Origin of the sequence: Allobosea sp. BE125, from assembly GCF_031456075.1 — a bacterium.
Taxonomy (GTDB): Bacteria; Pseudomonadota; Alphaproteobacteria; order Rhizobiales; family Beijerinckiaceae; genus Allobosea.
This window is the reverse complement of sequence record NZ_JAVDTY010000013.1, coordinates 37407-57316: the sequence shown is the minus strand read 5'-3', so window position 1 is coordinate 57316 and position 19910 is coordinate 37407. Positions and strand designations below refer to the sequence as shown.

The following is a 19910-nucleotide window of genomic DNA, read 5'->3' as shown; positions in this document are numbered from 1 at the left end:
GCCTGCGTCTCGAAGGATGCTCGAGAGGGCGTTGTCACCGCAAACTGGAACATCCTTCGAGACGCCGCTTCGCGGCTCCTCAGGATGAGGGCTTGTAAAGCCAGGGCGAAACGGACCGAAATGCCAGCGACGAAAACCGCCTACGCGCCGCCGGCCTGGCTCCAGGCCTTGCCCTTTGCCGGCGTCTTCGCGCTGTTCTTCGTCATTCCCTTGCTCTTCGTCGTGATGGTCTCGTTCTGGGATTACAACGACTATTCGATCATCCCGAGCTTCACGACGCGCTCCTATGTCGAGACCTTCGAGGGCTGCTACGACCAGCTGCCGGAACTCTGCACCATCCTGAAGACCTATCTCTCGACGGTGAAGTTCTGCCTGATCGTCTGGGCGATCACGCTGGTGATCGGCTTCACCATCGCCTATTTCCTCGCCTTCCACGTCCAGTCCGTGACGATGCAGATGACGCTCGCGCTCGTCTGCACGATTCCGTTCTGGACCTCGAACGTCATCCGGATGATTTCTTGGGTGCCGCTGCTCGGCCGCAACGGGCTGGTCAACAGCGCGCTGATCAATGTCGGCCTGATCAATCAGCCCATCGAATGGCTCCTGTTTTCGCAATTCTCCGTGGTGCTCGCCTTCGTGCACCTGTTCACCTTCTTCATGGTGATCCCGATCTTCAATTCGATGGCGCGCATCGACAAGCGCCTGCTCGAGGCTGCCTATGACGCTGGCGCCAGCGGCTGGCAGACGCTCTGGAACGTGGTCATCCCGCTTGCCAAGCCCGGCATCGTCATCGGCTCGATCTTCGTCGTCACCATCGTGATGGGTGATTTCATCACGGTCGGCGTGATGGGCGGCCAGCAGATCGCCTCGGCCGGCAAGATCATCGAGACGCGATTGAATGCGCTGCAATTCCCGCCGGCGGCGGCCAATGCCGTGATCCTGCTCGCGATCACGCTCCTGATCATCACGGCGCTGAACCGCTTCGTCGACATCCGCAAGGAGCTGTGAATCCTGATGCGCGAGGGCCGTCCCGCTTCCTTCTACTGGCTCGCCGCCTTCTTCGGGTTGTTCGTGCTGTTCCTCTACGGCCCGATGATCGCAATCTTCGTCCTGTCCTTCCAGGGGCCGACCGGCGGCATGACCTTCCCGATGAACGGGGTCTCGCTGCACTGGTTCGGCAAGCTCTGGAGCGGCGGTGGCATCGTCGACATCAAATCGGCCTTCTGGCGCTCGCTCCAGCTCGGTTTGACGGTGATGCTGATCACCATGGTCTTCTCGGTGCTAGCGGGGCTGGCCTTCCGCAAGCGCTTCAAGGGTCAGAACCTGCTGTTCTACGTCACCATCGCCAGCCTGATCGTGCCCTCGATCGTGACCTCGCTCGGCATCGCCTTGCAATTCCGCCTCTTCGACGAGGTGGTGAAGGCCTATGCGCCGGGCTTCATCGCCGAAAGCTACAGCACCGCCATGGGCATCTTCACCTCAGGGCTCGGCGCGCATCTGACCTGGGCCTTGCCTTTCGGCCTCTTGATCATGTTCGCGATCTTCAACCGCTTCGACGGCCGGCTGGAGGAAGCGGCGCGCGACCAGGGGGCGACGCCCTGGCAGACCTTCCGCCATGTCATCCTGCCGGTGATCCTGCCCTCGCTGATCGGCGTCGGGCTCTTCGGCTTCACCCTGTCCTGGGACGAGATCGCGCGCTCCTCGCAGGCGATCGGCGAGAAGAACACGCTGCCGCTTGAACTCCAGGCGCTGACCTCGACCGTGACCACGCCGGAGATCTATGCGCTCGGCACCGTCACCACCGGCGTCTCTTTCCTGGTGATCGGCCTGGCGCTCGCCACGATCCTGAGCCTGCGGGCGCGCCAGGCGCGGCGCGGCTCGGATGCCGGCAAGGGGATGATTTAGGCTGGTATCAATACCATCCAGGCCGTCATTGCGAGCGCAGCGAAGCAATCCAGGGGGACGTCGAGCTCTGCCGCCCCTGGATTGCTTCGTCGCTTCGCTCCTCGCAATGACGGTGTGGTTCAGGCTAAAATCACTCCCTGGTGCATCGCTTTTGCGAAAGACTGGCTCCCACTTTTACGCATCCTGCTCTAGCCGGGCGCGCGCGCTGTGAAGCCGAGCGCCGCCTCCAGGCGCGCGGCGATAGCGAGCAGATAGCCGTCGTCATGCCAGCGCCCGACGAGTTGCAGCCCGATCGGAAGCCCACCACGAGATAGTCCGCAGGGCATCGACAGGGCTGGATGTCCGGTCAGGTTGAAGGGGAAGGTGTAGGGATACCAGGCGCCGCGGATTGTGCCGGCGTCGCGCCCCGCGATTGCGATGCGGCCGAGCGGATCGAGCCCGACCGGCAAGGCCGGAGCCGACAGCGTCGGTGAGGCGATGAGGTCGAAGCGGGCAAGAATCTCCTGGATTTGTGAGAAACAGCTCGTTCGAGCGAATTGCGCCTCGCAAAGATCGGCGGCGCTGTAGGCGCGCCCGGCCTCGATCGTGGCGATGAGCGTCGGATCGAGCTTTTCGGGTGAGCGCGCGGCATGGCCGCCCAGGCGCGCCAGCAGCAGCGAGCGCAGCAGCACCAGGAAATGCGGCTCCAGCGAGACGAGGTCGAGCTCGATCGGCTCGACGATCATGCCGAGCGCCTCGGCCTGCTTCATCGCAGCGAGTACGGAGGCCTCGACCTCCGGATCGAGCACATTGCCGCAGCGCAGCAGGAAGCCGATGCGCGGGCGCTCGGCCTCGCCCAGCACGCGGCGCGGCAGGGCTTCGACCTGGCCGTAAGGATCGCGCCGGTCGGGCCCGACCAGCACCTCGAACATGAGCCGGGTATCCGCGATGTCGCGTGCCATCGGCCCGACATAGGAATTGGCCCCGAACAGATCGGGCGCCTGCAGGTTCGGGATCGCGCCGAGCGTCGCCTTGAGGCCGACGACGCCGCAGCAGGCGGCAGGAATCCGGATCGAGCCGCCGCCATCGGAGCCGAGCGCCAGCGGCCCCATGCCGGCCGCAACCGCAACCGCTGCGCCGCCCGAAGAGCCGCCGCAGCTATGCGCATGGCTCCAGGGGTTGAGCGTGCGCCCGAAGAGCGGTCCTTCGGTGAAGGGCTTGTGCCCGAATTCCGGCGTCGTCGTCTTGCCGATCAGGATCGCGCCCGCAGCCCGCGCCCGGGCGACCGCGACGGCATCAGAGGCGGGCAGCGCGCCGGCGAAGAGCGCGGAGCCCTGCGTGGTGGCGACGCCCTCCGTATTGGTCAGGTCCTTGACCGAGAAGGGAATGCCGTGGAGCGCGCCGAGCGGCGTGCCGTTCATGATCGCGGCCTCGGCCGCCTTCGCCTCGCTGCGTGCCCGCTCGGCACAAACAGCCATGAAGGCGTTGAGCTCACGGCGCTCCTCGATCCGGGCGAGCGCCGCATCGACAGCCTCCACGGGCGACACCTCGCGCGCACGGATCGCGGTGGCGAGCGTGATGGCAGACAGTTCGGCGATGGCGGTCATGCTCGTTCTCCCCCTAGATCATCCAGCGCCCGCCATCGATCAGCAGCGTCTGGCCGGTGACATAGCGGGCGTCCTCGCTGGCGAGGAATGCAACGCAGCCCGCGACATCCTCGGGCTCGGCGATGAAGCCGGCCGGCGTCGTCGCCTTGATCTTTTCGATCACGGCCGGAGTCAGCCGGTCATGCGCGCGGGTGCGGATCGCGCCGGGCGCCACCGCATTGACGGTGACGCGATGGGCCGCGAGTTCCCGCGCCAAGGCCCGGGTGAAACCGATGATGCCCATCTTGGCGGCGGCATAATCGGTCAGGCCGGCATCGCCGACGAAGGCCGCATCGCTCGACATGTTGACGATGCGCCCGCCGCGCTCACGCATCGCCGGCACGACGAGGCGGGACATCCGCATCGCGGTGAAAAGCGAGACCTCCAGCACGAAGCGCCAGACCTCCTCCTCCGATTCATGGAATTGCGCCGCGCGTTCGCGCCCGCTCTGGCCGACATTGTTGAACAGGATGTCGACCGGACCGAAGCCTGAGACAGCGCGGGCATGGAAATCGGCTAGCACGGCAGCATCGGTGCAGTCGCCCGCTACCGTCAGCAACCGCTCGGCCGGGACGTCCTTGAAGCTCTCCGCGAAACCCTCGCTTTCGCGGTCGATCACGGCGACGCGCGCGCCTTCGACAAGGAAGCGCCGGGCGGTGGCCGCGCCGATGCCATGGGCGGCGCCGGTGATCGCCACGACCTTGCCGGAAAAGCGACCTGCGCTGGCGGTCATGGTCTGGTCCTCAATGAAACGTGCGGCCGCCATCGACGGCGATCGCGGTGCCGGTGACGTAGGAGGATTCGGCTGAGGTCAGCCACAGGATCGCGGCGGCGATCTCCTCGGGCGCAGCGACGCGCTGGAGCGCGTAGCGGGCGCGCACGGCCTCATAGGCCGCCTGCGGATCGGGGGATGCATCGATGCCGGAGCGGAAGAGTTCGGTCTCGACGGCGCCAGGGCAGACCGTGTTGACCCGGATGCCGAATTCCGCTGCCTCCATGGCGAGTGCCTTGGATGCCATCTGCAGACCGGCTTTCGAGGCGCAATAGGCGGTGCGGTGCTTCAATGGCGAGAGGCCGGCGCCCGAGGAGACGTTGACGATGGTGCCGCCGCCGGCCGCCTTGAGATGCGCGAAGGCCGCCTGCATCACCAGCATCGGCCCGGTCAGGTTGACGGCGAGCACGCGGCCCCAGTCGGCGAGCGCCATCGCCTGGATATCGGCGACGAGATCGATGCCGGCGGCATTGACGATGCCGTCGAGCCCGCCGAGAGCAGCGGCGCTCTCAGCCACGGCGGCCGCCACGGAAGCCGGGTCAGCGACATCGGCCTTGGCAGGATGGAGCTGGCTGCGGTCGAAGCGCCCGGCCAGAGCCACGAGTGCCGCCTCGTCCCGGTCGAGCGCCGCAATGCGCGCGCCCTCCTTGATGAAGCGCTCCGTCGTCGCAAGCCCGATGCCCTTGGCGGCGCCGGTGATCAGGATGCGCCGGCCGGTGAGCGCGCCGCTCATCGCCTGGCCTCCGCCCGCGCCGTCTCGAGACCGGGCCGCATATCGTCGACCATCTCGTCGCAGCGCCCGATCCAGACATCCCTGTGCTTCAGCGCGTGTTCGATCAGCCCTTCCAGCACCTTGATGCGCGAGGGCTGGCCGATCATCTCGGGATGCATGCCGATCATCATCATCCGGTCCTCGGCGTAGAGCACGTCGAACTCGCTCTTCCAGGCTTCGAGCAGCGCGGAAGGGGCCTGCATGGTGCGGCCGGGCAGCACGATCGAGTACTGGAAGAAGGGTGCGTCATCGAGCACCCAGCGGAAGGGCAGTTCGACGATCTTGGTCTCCCGGCCCTCGACCTCATGCAGATAGGGCGAGTCGTCGTCGAAGAAGTTGGAGGAGTAGTCGAAGCCGTATTCGACCAGCATCGGCATGGTGATCGGGCTGATCTCGGCCGCCGGCGAGCGCCAGCCGCGCGGAGGCTTGCCGCTGACGCGCAGGATCGACTGGAACGCCTTCTCCATCTCCTCGCGCTCTTCGTCGGGCGTGAGGCTCAAAATCCATTTGTGGCTGTAGCTGTGATGGGCGAGCTCATGGCCGCGCTTCAGGATCTCCTCGATCAACCCTTCACGCTGATCGATGATCAGGCCGGGCACGAAGAAGGTCGCCTTGACGCCGTAGCGGTCGAGCAGGTCGAGCACGCGGCCGGTGCCGACCTTCCAGCCATAGGCGCCCTGCGACATCAGGATCGGGCGGCTGGCATAGGCCGGGTCGCGCCCGGTCCACATCGTCTCGGCATCGAGATCGAAGGTCAGGAAGAGCGGGAAACCCTTGCTGGTGAGAGGCATGGTCTTTTCAACCCGTGTTCAGACGAAGCGGTGGAAGCCGAAGCGGCGCTCGGCGATGAGCAGGATGATGCCGGTGGCGGCGATGAGCAGGGTCGAGACGGCGGCGACACTGGGATCGATCCCCATCTCGACCGAGGAGAAGATCAGCACCGGCAGCGTCGTCTGGTTGGCGCTGATCAGGAAGATCGTCACCGGAACATTGTCGAGCGAGGTGATGAAGGCGAAGAGCGCGCCGGCCACGAGGCCGGGCAGGATCAGCGGCAAGGTCACGAGCCGGAAGGCCTCGAAGCCATTCGCGCCGAGCACGCGCGCGGCCTCCTCGACGGCGAGGTCGAGGCCCGAAAGGCTCGCCAGTGCCGAGCGCACGATATAGGGCACGGTGATGACGACATGGGCCATCAGCAGGCCGAACAGGCTGCCGCGCAGGCCGGTCAGGCTGTAATATTGCAGCAGCGCGACGCCGATCACGACCGCCGGCAGGACGAGCGGGGCCATCAGCACGGAGGTGATCGCCTCCGATCCCGGCAGCGCCTTGCGGAACAGCGCATAGGCGGCAGCGACCCCGAGCAGGAGCGAGATCACCGTGGAGCCGCAAGCCAGGATCAGGCTCATCCGGATCGCCGAGAGATAGCTCGGGTCGCTCAGCACCTTGCCGAACCAGGCGAGCGTCAGCCCTTGCGGCGGGATGGTGAGATAGGAGGTCGTGCTGAAAGCGGCCAGCACGACGACGATCACCGGAATCTGCAGGAAGACGATGACGGCGAAGGCCGCCATGGTCACGCCCGAGCCCGGCCGATCGTCGCTGTCGCTCGCGCTCGTCATGCCATGCCCGCCCAGCGCTTGGTCAGCCGGCTCGACAGCCAGATCACGCCGATCGCCATCGCGGTCAGCGCGAAGGAGAGCGCCGAGCCGCTCGGCCAGTCGAGAAGCTGCATGTACTCGTCATAGATCAGCGTCGCCATGACCTTGTAGGTCGGCCCGCCCAGCATGCGCGGCGTCACCAAGGCGCTGATCGTCAGCACGAAGACCAGGATCGAGCCGGCGAGGATGCCCGGGGCCGAGAGCGGCAGCGTCACCGCGGCGAAGACGTGCAGGCGGCTTGAGCCCAGCGTCGCGGCGGCGGCCTCGACATCGCGGGGCACGTTGCGGATCGCCGCGACCAGCATCAGCACCATGAAGGGCAGGTAGATATGGGTCAGCCCGATCATCAACCCGGTCAGGTTGAACATTAGCTTCAACGGCGTGGCGATCAGCCCGAGCTGGATCAGCAGGTTGTTGACGAGCCCTCGATTGGACAGCAGCGCGATCCAGCCGAAGGAGCGCACCACGAGGTTGAGCATCATCGGGAAGATCACGAGCAGGATCAGCGGCACGCGCCAGCGCTCCGGCCCACGCGCGATCAGGAAGGCGAGGGGGTAGCCGAGCAGCAGGCAAGCGAGCGTGACGAAGAGCCCGAGCCCCAGCGTGCGCCAGATCACCTCGCGATAGTAATCATCGGTGACGATGCGGGTGTAATTCTCAAGCGTCCAGACGCCCGGCGCGATGCCTGTTCCCGGCGCGTATTCCCGGAAGCTCGTCGGCAGCATCATCAGCACGGGCAGCAGGAAGAAGCCCGCCAGCACCAGCGCGAGCGGCGCCAGCAGCATCAGCCCGTGCCGGGGCGCGATCACGCGGCCGCTCCCTCTGAGGCCATCGCGAAGATGGAGCCCGCATCGATCACAAGCGACACCGGAGTGCCGGGGTCGAGCGCCGAATCCGGACCGCTGGATGGAGTCTCGGCGATCAGCTCGACGCCGTCGGTGAGCTTGACGACATATTGCACGCGCGCGCCGCTGAAGGAGCGCAGCGCGACCGTGCCGGCAATCGCATCGGGCTCGGGCTGGCCGCGTCTCAGCCGGATCGCCTCCTGGCGAATGACCACATCGACCTTGGCGCCCGCGGCTGCGTCGATATGGGCCGCCTGCAGGGTAAGGCCGGAGCCGAGCCGCAGGCTGCCGCCCTGGCCGTCGCGCGTTGCGACAACACCCGAAAGCCGGTTCGGCCTGCCGATGAAGCTTGCGACGAAGCCGGTGGCGGGCCGGTGGTAGATGTCCTCCGGCGTCGCGAATTGCTGCATCACGCCCTTGGCCATCACGCAGACGCGGTCCGACATGGAAAGCGCTTCGCCCTGGTCGTGGGTGACGAAGAGAGTGGTGATGCCGAGCCCGCGCTGCAGGCGCTTCAGTTCGATCTGCATCTCGTCGCGCAACTGCGCGTCGAGATTGGAGAGCGGCTCGTCGAAGAGCAGCACGCGCGGCTGCGGCGCGATGGCGCGTGCGATCGCGACGCGCTGCTGCTGGCCGCCCGAGAGCTGGCGCGGAAAACGCTCGCCATAGGCGTCCAGCCTGACGCGAGCGAGCGCCTCCTTGACCCTCAGGTCGAGCTCCGCGCCGGAGACCTTGCGCCGGCGCAGGCCGAAAGCGACGTTCTCGAAGACGGTGAGATGGGGAAACAGCGCGTAGGACTGGAAGACGAGTCCGAGGCCGCGCTTGTTGGGCGGCAGCGAGGTGACGTCATCGGAGCCGATGAGGATGCGGCCGCGGCTCGGCGCGACGAGCCCTGCGACCATGCGCAGGATCGTCGTCTTGCCGCAGCCGGAAGGTCCCAGCAGCGAGACGAACTCGCCTTCCGCGATCGTCAGCGAGACCTCCCTGACGACCTCGGCCTCGCCATAGGACTTGCCCAGCCGCTCGAAGCTCAGCGCGCTCACCGGCTGCTCTCCTCTGTCCGCGCCAAGCTCAGCGCGCCACCTCGCGCTGCCAGCGGCGCGTCCAGTTGGCGCTGTTCTTGGCGATGATCTCGGGATCGACGAACCAGGCTTTCTCCAGGCTCTCGCCATTGGGGACGATCTTCTGGAGCTTGTCGGAGAGCTTCACCTTGGTGTTGACCGCGCCGATATAGGCCCGTTCCGAGAAGCAGCCCTGGCCTTCGGCCGAGAGGATCTGGTCGAGGAATTTATGCGCCAGCTCCGATTTGGCCGTGCCCTTGGGGATGATCACGGCCGGCAGGATGCCGACGGCGCCCTCCTTGGGATAAGCGACGGCGAGCGACAGCCCCTTGTCGATGGCGACGCCGGCGCGGTCGGGATACCAGGGCGCGATCGCGATCTCCTCACGCTCGAACAGCGAGAGCAGCTGGTCGGCCTGGGTGTAGAGCACGGCCGAGCCCTTCGCGATCGGCTTGATCGCCTCGATGCCGGGGTCGATGTTCTCCAGCGTGCCGCCCTTGAGCTTGTTCAGCGCCAGCAGGTAGTGCAGGCCGGAGGTCCCGCTGATGTCGCCGATCGCGTATTTGCCGGCGTAAGCCGGGTCGGCGAGGTCGAGCCAGGAGGTTGGTGGCGTCTTGACCAGCTTTGGATTGTAGACGAGCGCGGTCGCGCTCACCATCGCGACGACATAGGCGTCGTCCTTGCCCCAGGCCGAGGCGATGACGTCGCCGGCGTTCTTGAGCTTCTTGCGGTCGATGATCTCGTTGAGCTTCTCGCCCTGGGTCTGGGCGGCCAGCGAGTTGTCGATATAGACGATGTCCATGTCGGGCTTGCCGGCGGTGGCGCGGATCGCGGCGGCGAATTGCGATGAGTTGCCGAGCTTGAGCGAGACGGTGGCCCCCGTCGCCTTCTCGAAGGCGGCGACATGGCAGGCCTTGACGTTGTCGGCGAAGGAGCCGCCGAAGGAGCCGACGACGAGCTCCTCGGCCCCGGCCGAGAGCGAGAAGCCGGCGCAGAGGATGGCGGTGGCGGTCGCGAAGCAGAGCTTGTGGCGCATGGTTGCTGGTCCCCGTCTGTTGCGTGGCGCCAACCGCTGTTCCGCGGCTTCTCGGCGCGAAGGGCAGGGCCTTTCGCCCGCCATTCCAGGGGAGCATGGCATGGCTCAATTTATCTTTCAAGAAAGATAAATAAAAGATAGTTTGGGCGCCTCGAGCCCTTGCAATCGCCCTTGCGGCGCGGCGCGCATCATGGTCGGAAGGGCGGATCAGGAGGCAGGATCAGGAGGATTGCATGCGCAACGACGCCCAGCGACGCATCGAGACCGAAGAGCCGGTTGCGCTCTGGGAGAACGATCGCGTCGGCGCGGGCATGCAGCGTTGGCGCCGCGAGTTCCCCGGGATCGACTGTTCCGGCAAGGCCGTGGTCGGTCGCCTGCTGCATCTGCACGAGGTCTTCCTGACCGCGGTCAACCGCACGCTGGCAAAGCACCGCCTGAAATATCCTGCCTTCGCCGTGCTCGCGACCTTGCGTGTCGAGGGAGCGCCCTACCGGATGTCGCCCAAGGCCCTGCTCGACTCGCTGATCCTGACCTCGGGCGGCCTGTCGAACCTGCTGCGCAAGCTGGAGAAGGCCGGCCATATCCGCCGCATGGCCGACGAGACGGATGGGCGCGGCGTCATCGTCGAATTGACCGAAGCTGGCCGCCGCCTGGTCGAGCCGGCAATGCGCGATCATGCCGAGACGGAGCGCCGATTGCTCAGCGCGCTCTCGGCGGAGGAGCAGAGCACGACCGCCCGCGCGCTGGGGCAAATGATGCTCGGTGCGCCATAGGGCGGTCGGTCGCCTCCTCTGGCCCGTCATTGCGAACGAAGTGAAGCAATCCAGGGAGACGTGGGGCGCAGCCCTCTGGATTGCTTCGTCGCTACGCTCCTCGCAATGACGGCCGGTGTTCGAGCCTAAAGGACCGACGACATCCCGCCATCGACATAGATGATCTGGCCGTTGACGTAGTTCGAGGCTTCGGAAGCCAGGAAGACGGCGGTGCCGACGAGTTCTCCGGGCTTGCCCCAGCGCTTGGCCGGGGTGCGGCCCTTGACCCAGGCGTCGAAGCTCGGATTGTCGATCAGCGCCTGGTTCATGTCGGTGATCATGTAGCCGGGCCCGATCGCATTGGCCTGGATGCCGTGCTCGGCCCATTCCGCCGCCATGGCCCGCGTCAGCATCTTGATGCCGCCCTTGGCGACCGTGTAGGGCGCGACCGTGGCGCGGGCGAGCTCGCTGGTCAGCGAGCCGATATTGATGACCTTGCCGTGGCCGCGCGCGATCATGCGCTTGGCGGCCTCGCGCCCGATCATGAAGGCCGAGGTCAGGTTGGTGTCGATGACGCGCTGCCAGTCGGCCGTGGCGAGCTCGACCATCGGCTTGCGGAACTGGATGCCGGCATTGTTGACCAGGATGTCGACCGCGATGCCCGCCGTGTCGAAGCCTTCAAAGGCGCGCAGGATCTCGGCCTCGTCGGTGACATTGAAGGGGGCGGGTTCGGCCTGATGGCCGGCGGCCCGGAATTCCGCCACGGTCTCGGCGACACGCGCCGGGTCCGTGCCGTTGATCAGGATGCGGGCGCCGGCGACGGCCAGTCCTTCCGCCATGGCGCGGCCGAGCCCGCGCGACGAGCCGGTGACGAGCGCGGTCTTACCGGTGAGGTCGAAGAGGGGGTTGCTCATCCCTGCACCTGTCAAAGGCTCGAGCGACGGACGGTGAGGTCCGAGCGCTCGAAGACGGCGGGCAGGAGTTCGACCCCCAGCCCCGGCCCTTCCATCGGCAGCACATAGCCGTCCTTGATCACCGGCATGGTGGTGACGAGCTCATTGTACCAGCCGGTGTAGAAGGCGCGCACCGATTCCTGGATCAGCGTGTTGGGCTGGCTGAAGGAAGCGTGGATGGCGGCGATGAAGCCGACCGGGCCGATGCAGTCATGCGGGGCGAAGGGGCGGTGATAGGTTTCCGCCATCGCCGCGATCTTGCGGCCTTCGGTCAGGCCGCCGGTCCAGCACAGGTCGGCCATGACGATGTGCATGGCGTCGCGGTCGAGCATGTCCTTATAGGGGAAGCGCGAGCCCAGGGTTTCGCTGGCGCAGACTGAGACCGTGGTCGAGCGGGCGTATTCGGCCAGCGCCTGCGGCGAGTTCATCCGGATGGGATCCTCGTACCAGGTCGGGCTGTATTGCTCGAGCTCGCGGGCGATCTTGATCGCGGTCGGCAGGTTCCAGAGCGAGTGGAACTCGACCATGATCTCGATCTTGTCGCCGACGGCCTTGCGGATCTTCTCGAAGGGCTCGACCGCCTTCCGCATCTGCGCGGGCGTGATGTAGAGGCCCTGGTTCTCGATCGCGGGCGGGTCGAACGGCCAGATCTTCATCGCCGTGATGCCGCTTTCGAGCAGGCTCTCGGCCACCGCGTCGGCCCGGTTCATGAAACCGTCGAGATCCTCATAAGGACCTTCCGTTGCGCCGAGATTCCAGGTCGAGACCGGCTTGATGTTGTGCGAGCGGACATAGTTGTAGCCGGCGCAGGTGTTGTAGATGCGCTGCTTGTCGCGGCAGAGGCCGCCGAGCATCTGGTGCACAGGCTGGCCGCAGACCTTGCCGAAGACATCCCAGAGCGCAATGTCGACGGCCGAGGTCGCGCGGGATTCGACGCCGGTCGAGGCCTGCGCCATCGGCAGGTTCGACATCTCCTTGTGCAGCGCCTCGATATGCAGCGGGTTCTTGCCGAGCAAGCGCATGGCGAGCGTGTCGTGCAGGTGGGATTCGACCGCGCCGGCGCCGTAGAAGGTCTCGCCGAGCCCGATCACACCGGCATCGGTATGTACGCGCACCCACAGGACATTGGCGAACTCTTCCGTCCGCAGCGTTTCGATGGCGGTGATCTTCAAGGCCTGCCTCCCATGGCGGCGGGCGTTCTTCGCCGGCTTGCGCAGGGGAACGCCTTGGTTGATTGTCGTGTCGACCATAGCTCCAGGCGGAGGCATCAGGTCAAAGCAGGGCGACCATAGGAGTGCTTGTAAAATATCACAACATGTTTATGGTCGATGCCAAGATGGAGCCACGCGAATGAGCTCCACGGCGGAGGAGATGCGAGTATGGCCAAGCGCGCGAGCCGGCCGGCCCTGATCGAAGTGGGTGAGGCGAGTGTCCCGCCGCGCCGCAACCGCGTCAATCTGTTCGAGCTGGCCTATCACCGCATCGAGGACTTGCTGGTGAAGTGTGAGCTCGCGCCAGGGCGCTTCCTCGCCATGCAGGACCTCCAGGACATGACCGGTTTCGGCCGGACGCCGGTCCATCATGCGGTGAACCGTCTCGCCGCCGACACACTGATCATCATCCGCCCGCGTCACGGCCTGCAGATCGCGCCGATCGACCTCGCCCGCGAGCGCGTGCTTTTACATCTGCGCCGCGATATCGAGCGCTTCGTCATCAGGCTCGCCGCCGAACGCGCCGGACCCTCGCATCGCAACCAGATGCTGCATATGGAGCGTTTGCTGCGCGAAAAGCGCGATGGCTTGACACTTGCCGAGTTCAACACGCTCGACCGCCGCATCGACCAGATGGTGCTGGCCGCCGCCGGCGAGCCCTTTCTGGAGCACACGCTGCGGCCGCTCCACACCATCTTCCGCCGCATCGGCTTCATCCATCACAGCTATATGGCCGAGAAGACGAATCTCGACCGCACGGTCGACCATCATCTTGCCGTGCTCAACGCCGTCGCCACCAAGCATGTCGACCGCGCGGTCGCGGCCTCGGATGCGCTGATCGCCTTCGTCGACGGCATGTTCGACGAGATGGAGAGCCGTATCGACCCTTCTCTCCTGGATTGCAGCATCGAGCCCCTGCTCGGCGCCTGAACCGCAAGAAGCCCCTGAAACTCGAGAAGCCCTAACCGCCCATGCGCATCATCTTCCACGGCGAGAACGCCGCCTCCTTCAGCGCCGGTTTCGCCGATCTCGTCGGCCCGCAGGCCGATATCCGCATCCTGCCGGATGTCCTCGGCGTCGGCGCCGATGAGCGTGCTTATGCCGATGCCGATGTCATCATCGGCACGAAGTTCGGTGCCAGCCTGCCGGTTCCGTCGCGGCTGAAGCTCTTCCATGTGCCTGGCGCCGGCTATGATGCGGTCGATCTCGGCCTGCTCCCGGCCTCGGCGAGCGTCTGCAACTGCTTCGGCCATGAGCAGGCGATCGCCGAATATGTGATGAGCGCGCTGCTTGCCCGGAGCATTCCGCTCGCGGATGCCGACCAGCGTCTGCGCCGGGGCGACTGGGCCTATTGGGCCGGCTCTCCCGAGCGGGTCCATGGCGAGATCGCGGGCAAGACCATCGGCCTGCTCGGCTTCGGCCATATCGGCAAGGCGATCGCAAGGCGCGCCAAGGCTTTCGAGATGAACGTCCATGTCGCCAATCGCAGCGCCGTGCCGGTCTCGGATCTCGTCGATCGCGCCTTCACGCTCGACCGGCTCGACGCGTTCTGGGGCTCGGCCGACGCCATCATCGTCTCGGTGCCGTTGACTGAGGAGACCAAGGGCATCGTCGGGGCCGCAGCCTTCGCCGCGATGAAGCCGGACGCCGTGGTCGTCAATGTCGGGCGGGGCCCGACCATCGATGAGACGGCGCTGTTCGACGCGCTCAAGGCCGGCCGGATCGGCGGCGCGATCATCGACACATGGTATCAGTATCCAGGCCCGGACCAGGCCGAAACCTTGCCGTCGAAACAACCTTTCCACGAGCTTTCAAACGTTTTAATGACGCCGCACATGTCCGGTTGGACCAGCGGAACCATCCGCCGCCGCCAGCAGACCATGGCCGACAACATCAAGCGGTGCTTCTCCGGCTCTTCGCTCGAGAATGTCGTGAGAGAAGGACGTTCCGCGACCTGACGATCAAGCAACCGGCCGAACGAAGCCGGGGCCCAAAACGAACCCATCCGCGAAGCCCAAGGAAACGCAACCAATGAACCTGATGAAACATCTCAAGGTCGCCGGGACGCTGCTCGCGCTCGGCGCCGGCATGCTGGCCGCAAGCCAGGCCTCGGCCCAGTCTATCACCGACATCATCAAGCGCGGCTCGGTCAAGATCGGCGTGCTGATCGGCGCCCCGCCCTATGGCTCCGTCGACTCGCAGGGCAATGCGGTCGGCTACGATGCCGATGTCATCGCGCTGATCGGCAAATATCTCGGCGTCAAGGTCGAGATGGTGCAGCTCACCCCGCCGGCCCGCATTCCGGCGCTGGAAGCCAACAAGGTCGACTTCCTCGTCGCCACGCTGGCGCCCACGCCCGAGCGCGCCAAGGCGGTGATGTTCTCGATCCCCTATAGCGCCTTCCAGACCGGCATCTACGCCAAGAAGAACGTCGCCATCAAAACCTGGGACGATCTCAAGGGCAAGAAGGTCGGCGTCAATCGCGGCTCCAGCGTCGAGCGGGAATTCACCAGCCGCGAGAAGGAGCTGAACCTCACCATCCTGCGCTTCGAGGACGACGCCACCACCATGCAGGCGCTGTTCTCCGGCCAGGTCGAGGCGATTGCCGGCCCCGATGCCCAGGCCAATGCCGCCATGAAGGCGCGCGGCGAGACCGAGACCGAGCTCAAATTCGTCTTCGGCATGCAGCCCAACTCGATGACCATGCGCAAGGACGCCTATGAGCTGCGCCAGTGGCTCAACAACTTCATCTACTACGTCAAGCAGAACGGCGAGCTCGACGCGATCTCGCAGAAGTGGGTCGGCGGCCCGCTGCCGGCGCTCCCAACCTTCTGATCCGCTCGATCCGAATGCCGGCGCGCTGCCTCGTATAGCGCGCTGGCAATCTTCGACCTCGGGAGCATGGCGCGAAAAGCGGAAACCGGTTTTCGCACAGGCCATGCTCTGTTTTTCCTGACGGTCACGCTTGTCGCCATCGGATAATTTTGTCCGGTTGCGGCGTGATCGCTGCCGAAGGAGCGCGCGGTTGCTCTTCCAAGACGTCATTTCCAAATGGCCCATGATCCTGAACGGGGTCATGCTCACCATCGCGCTGTCCTTCGTCGCGATCGCGCTCGGCCTCGTGCTGGCGACGCTGATGAGTGCGCTGCGCAGCCTCGCGGGCAGCTGGGCCGGCTACATCGTCGACGCCTATGTCGAATTGATGCGCAACACGCCCTTCCTGGTGCAGCTCTTCATGATCTTCTTCGGTTTGCCCCAGATCGGCATCCGCATGAACGGCCTCGAGGCCTCCATGCTGGCGATGACGCTCAATCTTGCCGCCTACGCGACCGAGATCATCCGCGCCGGCGTCGACTCGATCCACAAATCGCAGATCGAGGCCGGGTTGGCGCTGGCGATGAGCCGGCGCCAGGTCTTCCAATATGTCGTGCTGCAGCCCGCCTTCGCCCGCGTCTGGCCGGCGCTGTCGAGCCAGTTCGTGCTGATGATGCTCGCCTCCAGCATCTGCTCCTTCGTCTCGGTGCAGGAGCTTTCGGGCACGGCCGCGATCATCGAGCAGGACACCTTCCGCAGCTTCGAGACCTACATCATCGTCACCGTGATCTATCTCGTGCTGGCGCTCTCGCTGAAGCTCTTCCTGAACTGGCTCGGCCGCAGGATCTTCCCCCAGGTCTCCGGGCTCGCCCGTGTCACCGAAGCGCATGGGGAGGCCGCCTGATGCAGACCTTCGGTTGGCCCGAGGCCTATTTCATTCTCCGCGCCGCGAGCTGGACAATCGCGCTCACCGCCATCGCCTTCGTCATCGGCGGCCTCATCGGCGGCGTTCTCGCCATCATGCGGCTGTCGCGGGTGAAGCTGCTGCGCCGTTTTGCTGCCGGCTACATCCTGGTGATCCAGTCCATTCCGGTGCTCATGGTGCTGTTCATGAGCTATTACGGGCTCTCGGCAGTCGGCATCGAATTGCCGCCCTTCTTCGCGGCTTCCGCTTCGCTTGCGATCTACGTCTCGGCCTATCTCGCCGAGATCTGGCGCGGCTCGATCGAATCCGTGCCGCGCCAGCAATGGGAGGCCTCGGCCTCGCTGGCGCTGACGCGCGGCCAGCAATACCGCTACATCATCCTGCCGCAGGCCGCGCGCATCTCGCTGCCACCGACGGTCGGCTTCCTCGTCCAGCTCGTGAAGAACACCTCGATCGTCCAGGTCGTGGGCTTCGTCGACCTGATGCGCGCCGGCATGCTGGTCAACAACGCGACCTATCAAGCCTTCCAGATCTTCACCCTGGTGGGAGCGATCTATTTCGCCATCTGCTTCCCGCTTTCCAGGCTCAGCCGACATCTCGAAAAGGTGATGAATGCCAGCCGTAGTCATTGACGACGTCTACAAGAAATTCGGCGCGCTCGAGGTCCTGAAAGGCGTCTCGCTCAGCGTCGACACAGGTCAGGTCGTTGCGATCATCGGCCGCTCCGGCTCGGGCAAGAGCACGCTGCTGCGCTGCATCAACGGGCTCGAGGTCTTCCAGGCCGGCCGCATCGAGGTCGCCGGCCATAACGTCGACCAGGACCCCAAGCGCCTGCGCGAATTGCGCAAGGATGTCGGCATCGTCTTCCAGAGCTACAACCTCTTCCCGCATCTGACTGTCGGGCAGAACATCATGCTCTCGCCGCGCATCACCCAGGGCGTCTCGACGGCCGAGGCGATGACGCTGGCGCGCGACGTGCTGGCGCAGGTCGGCCTCTCCGAGAAATTCGACAGCTATCCCGATAATCTCTCGGGGGGGCAGCAGCAGCGCGTCGCCATCGCCCGTTCGCTGGCGATGCGTCCCAAGGTGATGCTGTTCGACGAGGTCACCTCCGCGCTCGATCCGGAACTGACGGGCGAGGTGCTGCTGGTGATGGAGAAGCTCGCCAAGGGCGGCATGACCATGCTGCTGGTGACGCATGAAATGAATTTCGCCCGCACCGTGGCGAGCACGACGGTGTTCATGCACCAGGGCAAGATCTGGGAAAGCGGCCCGTCGCAGACGTTGTTCGCCGATCCGCAGACGCCGGAACTGCGCAATTTCGTCAGCGCCGGCGCGCATTAGAGCGTCTTCGAGCGAAGTAGACCGTCATTGCGAACGACGTGAAGCAATCCAGGGAGACGTGAGGCACGGCCCCCTGGATTGCTTCGTCGCTATGCTCCTCGCAATGACGGCCAAGGTTCGAGCCTGGGCTCAGATCCTGGCGAGCGCTCCCCGCGCCACCTCTTCCATCCCCGCCGCATCGAGCTTGTAGTGCGCGTAGAGATGCGTCGGCGGAGCGATCAGGCTGTATTCGTCATGGATGCCGTGGCGCACAAGCTTGATGCCGCAGCCTTCGTCGGCCAGCACCTCCGCCACCGCCGAGCCGAGGCCGCCGAGCACATTGTGCTCTTCTGCCGTCATCAGGATCTTGCTGCGGCCAGCTGCGCGCAGCACTGCCTCGCGGTCGAGCGGCTTCACCGTCGCCATGTCGATGACGCCGACTGAGCGCCCCTCCGCATTGAGCTTGCGGGCCGCCTCCAGCGCCGGGTGAACCGGCAGGCCGCAGGCGATGATGGTGAGCTCATTGCCTTGCATGTGCTCGATCGCCTTGCCGATGGTGAAGGGCGTATCGGGGGCATAGACGTCGGGCTCGCGGCCGCGGCCGATGCGGAAATAGATCGGTTCCGGCCAGGTCGCGGAGGCCTTGATCGCGGCGGCGAGCTGGGGGCCGTCGGCGGGCGAGATTACGGTCAGGTCGGCGATGGCGCGCATCGTCGCGATGTCCTCGGTCGCGTGATGCGAGGTGCCGTAGAAGCCCAGCGAGATGCCCGTATGGTGGCCGATCAGCCGGACCGGCTGGGCGCAATAGGCGACATCCATGCGGATCTGCTCGCAGCAGAGCAGGCCGAGGAACGAGGCGAAGGTCGCGACGAAGGGCATGTGGCCGGTGGTGGCGAGGCCGGCCGCCGCCGTCACCATGTTCTGTTCGGAGATGCCGAACTGGATGTAGCGCTCGGGATGCTGCGCGGCGAATTTGTTGAGGCCGTTGGAATATTGCAGATCGGCCGCGCCGGCGAGGACGGGATGGCCTTCCGCGACAAGCTCGAGCAGCGCGTCGGAGAGGAAGTTCAGCCCGGGATTGGCCGAGTTCAGCGCGCGATACTGCCAGGAGTTCGGGGATTGGGGAGAGTTCGGGGATTGGTGGGCGTTCATGCTCAGATCTCCCGGCTCATGATTTCGGCGACGGCGCGCTCTGCATCCTCGGGCGCGAGATAGCCGAGATGCCAGCCGGCCTCGGTCTCCATATAGGAGACGCCCTTGCCCTTGAGCGTCCTGGCGATGATGCAGGCGGGCGTGGTGCGGGTCTCGTCCCTCTTGAGCCGGCGCAGCAGCGAGGTAAGCTCTGCGAGATTGTGGCCGTCGACGACATGGGTCTCCCAGCCGAAGGCGCGCCATTTCGCGTCGAGCGGCTCGACGCCGATGACGTCGTCGACGGCGCCGTCGAGCTGGAAGCCGTTGCGGTCGACGATCGCGATCAGCTTCGAGAGCTTGTGATGCGCGCCGAAGAGCGCAGCCTCCCAGACTTGGCCCTCCTGCATCTCGCCATCGCCGAGCATGACGAAGACGTTGAAGTCGCGGTTGGAGGCGCGGCCGCCCCAGGCCATGCCGGCGCCCGCCGAGAGCGCATGGCCGATGGAGCCGGAGGAGAAATCGATGCCCGGGACCTTGCGCATGTCGGGATGGTCGCCGAGCGGGTTGCCCAGCCGCGTATAGCCGTCGAGCACCTCTTTCTCGATGTAGCCGAGATCGGCCAGGATCGGGAACAGGCCGACAGCCGCGTGGCCCTTGCCCATCAGGAAGCGGTCGCGATCGGGCCAGTCCGGCTCGCCCTGCTTCAGTTCCATGACGTCGTAATACAGCGCGGAGAAGATCTCGGCGGCCGAGAAGACCGAGGAATAGTGGCCGACCTTGGCGATCTCGATCAGCCGGATCGTCTCCAGGCGCACGAAGCGCGCTTTCTCCCGCAGGCGGGCGATTTCGGCGGCGGACGGCTCGTAATCATTGCCGGCCCGTCTCTGTGTGGCGGTGATGGCTGACATGCTGGGCGTTTCCCTGAAATCCTCGTTCGCACCCCGGCGAGCCGGCTTCGCGAGAGGTCGGGACCTGCGGGCCCAGCCTGAAGCGAAGCTTTTCTTCGTGAAGAATGGGCGCCGGCGCGCCCCGCAGGGGGCTTCCGGCTCGCCATCCGTCGCCGGTTGACGGCAGTCTCGTATCATGCATCATATATGATAACAAGGCTGGCGAGGCGCCAAGCTGATAAGGCG

21 protein-coding genes are annotated in these 19910 nt (G+C 65.6%); 9 read left to right on the top strand and 12 right to left on the bottom strand.

What is annotated here, in order from left to right:
• Positions 1-120 precede the first annotated feature (120 nt).
• Positions 121-1008 carry an ABC transporter permease gene (locus J2Y55_RS24720; protein ID WP_310158819.1) on the top strand — a complete coding sequence of 296 codons (888 nt, stop codon included), beginning with the start codon at positions 121-123 and terminating at the stop codon, positions 1006-1008.
• Positions 1009-1014: 6 nt separating this feature from the next.
• On the top strand, positions 1015-1905 hold the full coding sequence (locus tag J2Y55_RS24715; RefSeq protein ID WP_310158817.1) for an ABC transporter permease: 891 nt from the start codon (positions 1015-1017) through the stop codon (positions 1903-1905).
• A gap of 188 nt (positions 1906-2093) precedes the next feature.
• Here J2Y55_RS24715 and J2Y55_RS24710 read toward each other — a convergent pair whose 3' ends face one another.
• Genes J2Y55_RS24710 through J2Y55_RS24675 form a run of 8 tightly spaced genes read right to left on the bottom strand, consistent with a single transcriptional unit; the run spans position 2094 to position 9668 of the window.
• Positions 2094-3491 (bottom strand): amidase, encoded by a 1398-nt coding sequence (locus J2Y55_RS24710; RefSeq protein ID WP_310158815.1) that lies wholly within the window; start codon positions 3489-3491, stop codon positions 2094-2096.
• Positions 3492-3504: 13 nt separating this feature from the next.
• Complete coding sequence (locus tag J2Y55_RS24705) at positions 3505-4263, bottom strand: SDR family NAD(P)-dependent oxidoreductase (protein WP_310158812.1); 759 nt, start codon at positions 4261-4263, stop codon at positions 3505-3507.
• 10 nt (positions 4264-4273) lie between these two features.
• On the bottom strand, positions 4274-5035 hold the full coding sequence (locus tag J2Y55_RS24700; RefSeq protein ID WP_310158810.1) for an SDR family NAD(P)-dependent oxidoreductase: 762 nt from the start codon (positions 5033-5035) through the stop codon (positions 4274-4276).
• Positions 5032-5865: a polysaccharide deacetylase family protein gene (locus J2Y55_RS24695; RefSeq protein WP_310158808.1), complete on the bottom strand. Its 834-nt coding sequence runs from the start codon at positions 5863-5865 to the stop codon at positions 5032-5034. The genes J2Y55_RS24700 and J2Y55_RS24695 overlap by 4 nt, the downstream gene beginning before the upstream one ends.
• Before the next feature lie 18 nt (positions 5866-5883).
• Positions 5884-6687 carry an ABC transporter permease gene (locus J2Y55_RS24690; RefSeq protein ID WP_310158806.1) on the bottom strand — a complete coding sequence of 268 codons (804 nt, stop codon included), beginning with the start codon at positions 6685-6687 and terminating at the stop codon, positions 5884-5886.
• Entirely contained in the window at positions 6684-7535 is an 852-nt protein-coding gene (locus J2Y55_RS24685; protein WP_310158803.1) for an ABC transporter permease, read from the bottom strand. Before J2Y55_RS24685 ends, J2Y55_RS24690 begins: the two co-directional genes overlap by 4 nt.
• Positions 7532-8614 (bottom strand): ABC transporter ATP-binding protein, encoded by a 1083-nt coding sequence (locus J2Y55_RS24680; RefSeq protein ID WP_310158801.1) that lies wholly within the window; start codon positions 8612-8614, stop codon positions 7532-7534. Before J2Y55_RS24680 ends, J2Y55_RS24685 begins: the two co-directional genes overlap by 4 nt.
• Positions 8615-8642: 28 nt before the next feature.
• The gene (locus J2Y55_RS24675) at positions 8643-9668 is read right to left on the bottom strand and encodes an ABC transporter substrate-binding protein (protein WP_310158799.1); all 1026 of its coding nucleotides are present in this window, start codon (positions 9666-9668) and stop codon (positions 8643-8645) included.
• Positions 9669-9901: 233 nt separating this feature from the next.
• On the opposite strand from J2Y55_RS24675, the gene J2Y55_RS24670 reads away from it, so the two are divergent.
• Positions 9902-10441, top strand: a complete 540-nt coding sequence (locus J2Y55_RS24670; protein WP_310158797.1) for a MarR family winged helix-turn-helix transcriptional regulator — start codon at positions 9902-9904, stop codon at positions 10439-10441.
• A gap of 125 nt (positions 10442-10566) precedes the next feature.
• On the opposite strand, the gene J2Y55_RS24665 is transcribed toward J2Y55_RS24670, so the two are convergent.
• Together J2Y55_RS24665 and J2Y55_RS24660 are read right to left on the bottom strand one after the other, a co-directional pair.
• Positions 10567-11334: an SDR family oxidoreductase gene (locus J2Y55_RS24665; protein ID WP_310158795.1), complete on the bottom strand. Its 768-nt coding sequence runs from the start codon at positions 11332-11334 to the stop codon at positions 10567-10569.
• Between the two features lie 11 nt (positions 11335-11345).
• On the bottom strand, positions 11346-12545 hold the full coding sequence (locus J2Y55_RS24660; protein ID WP_310158793.1) for a mandelate racemase/muconate lactonizing enzyme family protein: 1200 nt from the start codon (positions 12543-12545) through the stop codon (positions 11346-11348).
• A 207-nt stretch (positions 12546-12752) separates the two neighbouring features.
• On the opposite strand from J2Y55_RS24660, the gene J2Y55_RS24655 reads away from it, so the two are divergent.
• The 6 genes from J2Y55_RS24655 (at position 12753) to J2Y55_RS24630 (ending at position 17667) form a co-directional block, all read left to right on the top strand.
• Positions 12753-13514 carry a GntR family transcriptional regulator gene (locus J2Y55_RS24655; RefSeq protein ID WP_310158791.1) on the top strand — a complete coding sequence of 254 codons (762 nt, stop codon included), beginning with the start codon at positions 12753-12755 and terminating at the stop codon, positions 13512-13514.
• Positions 13515-13555: 41 nt separating this feature from the next.
• A complete protein-coding gene (locus J2Y55_RS24650) occupies positions 13556-14542 on the top strand; it encodes a 2-hydroxyacid dehydrogenase (RefSeq protein WP_310158789.1) in 987 nt (328 codons plus the stop codon).
• Between the two features lie 73 nt (positions 14543-14615).
• The gene (locus tag J2Y55_RS24645) at positions 14616-15419 is read left to right on the top strand and encodes a transporter substrate-binding domain-containing protein (RefSeq protein WP_310158787.1); all 804 of its coding nucleotides are present in this window, start codon (positions 14616-14618) and stop codon (positions 15417-15419) included.
• A 223-nt stretch (positions 15420-15642) separates the two neighbouring features.
• Entirely contained in the window at positions 15643-16302 is a 660-nt protein-coding gene (locus J2Y55_RS24640; protein ID WP_069693448.1) for an amino acid ABC transporter permease, read from the top strand.
• Entirely contained in the window at positions 16302-16955 is a 654-nt protein-coding gene (locus J2Y55_RS24635) for an amino acid ABC transporter permease (RefSeq protein WP_310158784.1), read from the top strand. Before J2Y55_RS24640 ends, J2Y55_RS24635 begins: the two co-directional genes overlap by 1 nt.
• Positions 16936-17667, top strand: coding sequence for an amino acid ABC transporter ATP-binding protein (locus J2Y55_RS24630; protein ID WP_310158781.1), 732 nt, complete (start codon positions 16936-16938; stop codon positions 17665-17667). Before J2Y55_RS24635 ends, J2Y55_RS24630 begins: the two co-directional genes overlap by 20 nt.
• A gap of 129 nt (positions 17668-17796) precedes the next feature.
• On the opposite strand, the gene J2Y55_RS24625 is transcribed toward J2Y55_RS24630, so the two are convergent.
• Together J2Y55_RS24625 and J2Y55_RS24620 are read right to left on the bottom strand one after the other, a co-directional pair.
• A complete protein-coding gene (locus tag J2Y55_RS24625) occupies positions 17797-18798 on the bottom strand; it encodes a transketolase family protein (RefSeq protein ID WP_310158777.1) in 1002 nt (333 codons plus the stop codon).
• A gap of 2 nt (positions 18799-18800) precedes the next feature.
• Positions 18801-19685 carry a transketolase gene (locus J2Y55_RS24620; RefSeq protein ID WP_310158775.1) on the bottom strand — a complete coding sequence of 295 codons (885 nt, stop codon included), beginning with the start codon at positions 19683-19685 and terminating at the stop codon, positions 18801-18803.
• Positions 19686-19910 lie beyond the last annotated feature (225 nt).

Excerpts from the sequence above, each read along its gene's own strand:
- J2Y55_RS24720 (WP_310158819.1), top strand. The coding sequence starts at position 121 with ATGCCAGCGACGAAAACCGCCTACGCGCCGCCGGCCTGGCTCCAGGCC.
- J2Y55_RS24715 (WP_310158817.1), top strand. The coding sequence starts at position 1,015 with ATGCGCGAGGGCCGTCCCGCTTCCTTCTACTGGCTCGCCGCCTTCTTC.
- J2Y55_RS24710 (WP_310158815.1), bottom strand. The coding sequence starts at position 3,491 with ATGACCGCCATCGCCGAACTGTCTGCCATCACGCTCGCCACCGCGATC.
- J2Y55_RS24705 (WP_310158812.1), bottom strand. The coding sequence starts at position 4,263 with ATGACCGCCAGCGCAGGTCGCTTTTCCGGCAAGGTCGTGGCGATCACC.
- J2Y55_RS24700 (WP_310158810.1), bottom strand. The coding sequence starts at position 5,035 with ATGAGCGGCGCGCTCACCGGCCGGCGCATCCTGATCACCGGCGCCGCC.
- J2Y55_RS24695 (WP_310158808.1), bottom strand. The coding sequence starts at position 5,865 with ATGCCTCTCACCAGCAAGGGTTTCCCGCTCTTCCTGACCTTCGATCTC.
- J2Y55_RS24690 (WP_310158806.1), bottom strand. The coding sequence starts at position 6,687 with ATGACGAGCGCGAGCGACAGCGACGATCGGCCGGGCTCGGGCGTGACC.
- J2Y55_RS24675 (WP_310158799.1), bottom strand. The coding sequence starts at position 9,668 with ATGCGCCACAAGCTCTGCTTCGCGACCGCCACCGCCATCCTCTGCGCC.
- J2Y55_RS24670 (WP_310158797.1), top strand. The coding sequence starts at position 9,902 with ATGCGCAACGACGCCCAGCGACGCATCGAGACCGAAGAGCCGGTTGCG.
- J2Y55_RS24665 (WP_310158795.1), bottom strand. The coding sequence starts at position 11,334 with ATGAGCAACCCCCTCTTCGACCTCACCGGTAAGACCGCGCTCGTCACC.
- J2Y55_RS24655 (WP_310158791.1), top strand. The coding sequence starts at position 12,753 with ATGGCCAAGCGCGCGAGCCGGCCGGCCCTGATCGAAGTGGGTGAGGCG.
- J2Y55_RS24650 (WP_310158789.1), top strand. The coding sequence starts at position 13,556 with ATGCGCATCATCTTCCACGGCGAGAACGCCGCCTCCTTCAGCGCCGGT.
- J2Y55_RS24645 (WP_310158787.1), top strand. The coding sequence starts at position 14,616 with ATGAACCTGATGAAACATCTCAAGGTCGCCGGGACGCTGCTCGCGCTC.
- J2Y55_RS24640 (WP_069693448.1), top strand. The coding sequence starts at position 15,643 with ATGATCCTGAACGGGGTCATGCTCACCATCGCGCTGTCCTTCGTCGCG.
- J2Y55_RS24635 (WP_310158784.1), top strand. The coding sequence starts at position 16,302 with ATGCAGACCTTCGGTTGGCCCGAGGCCTATTTCATTCTCCGCGCCGCG.
- J2Y55_RS24630 (WP_310158781.1), top strand. The coding sequence starts at position 16,936 with ATGCCAGCCGTAGTCATTGACGACGTCTACAAGAAATTCGGCGCGCTC.
- J2Y55_RS24625 (WP_310158777.1), bottom strand. The coding sequence starts at position 18,798 with ATGAACGCCCACCAATCCCCGAACTCTCCCCAATCCCCGAACTCCTGG.
- J2Y55_RS24620 (WP_310158775.1), bottom strand. The coding sequence starts at position 19,685 with ATGTCAGCCATCACCGCCACACAGAGACGGGCCGGCAATGATTACGAG.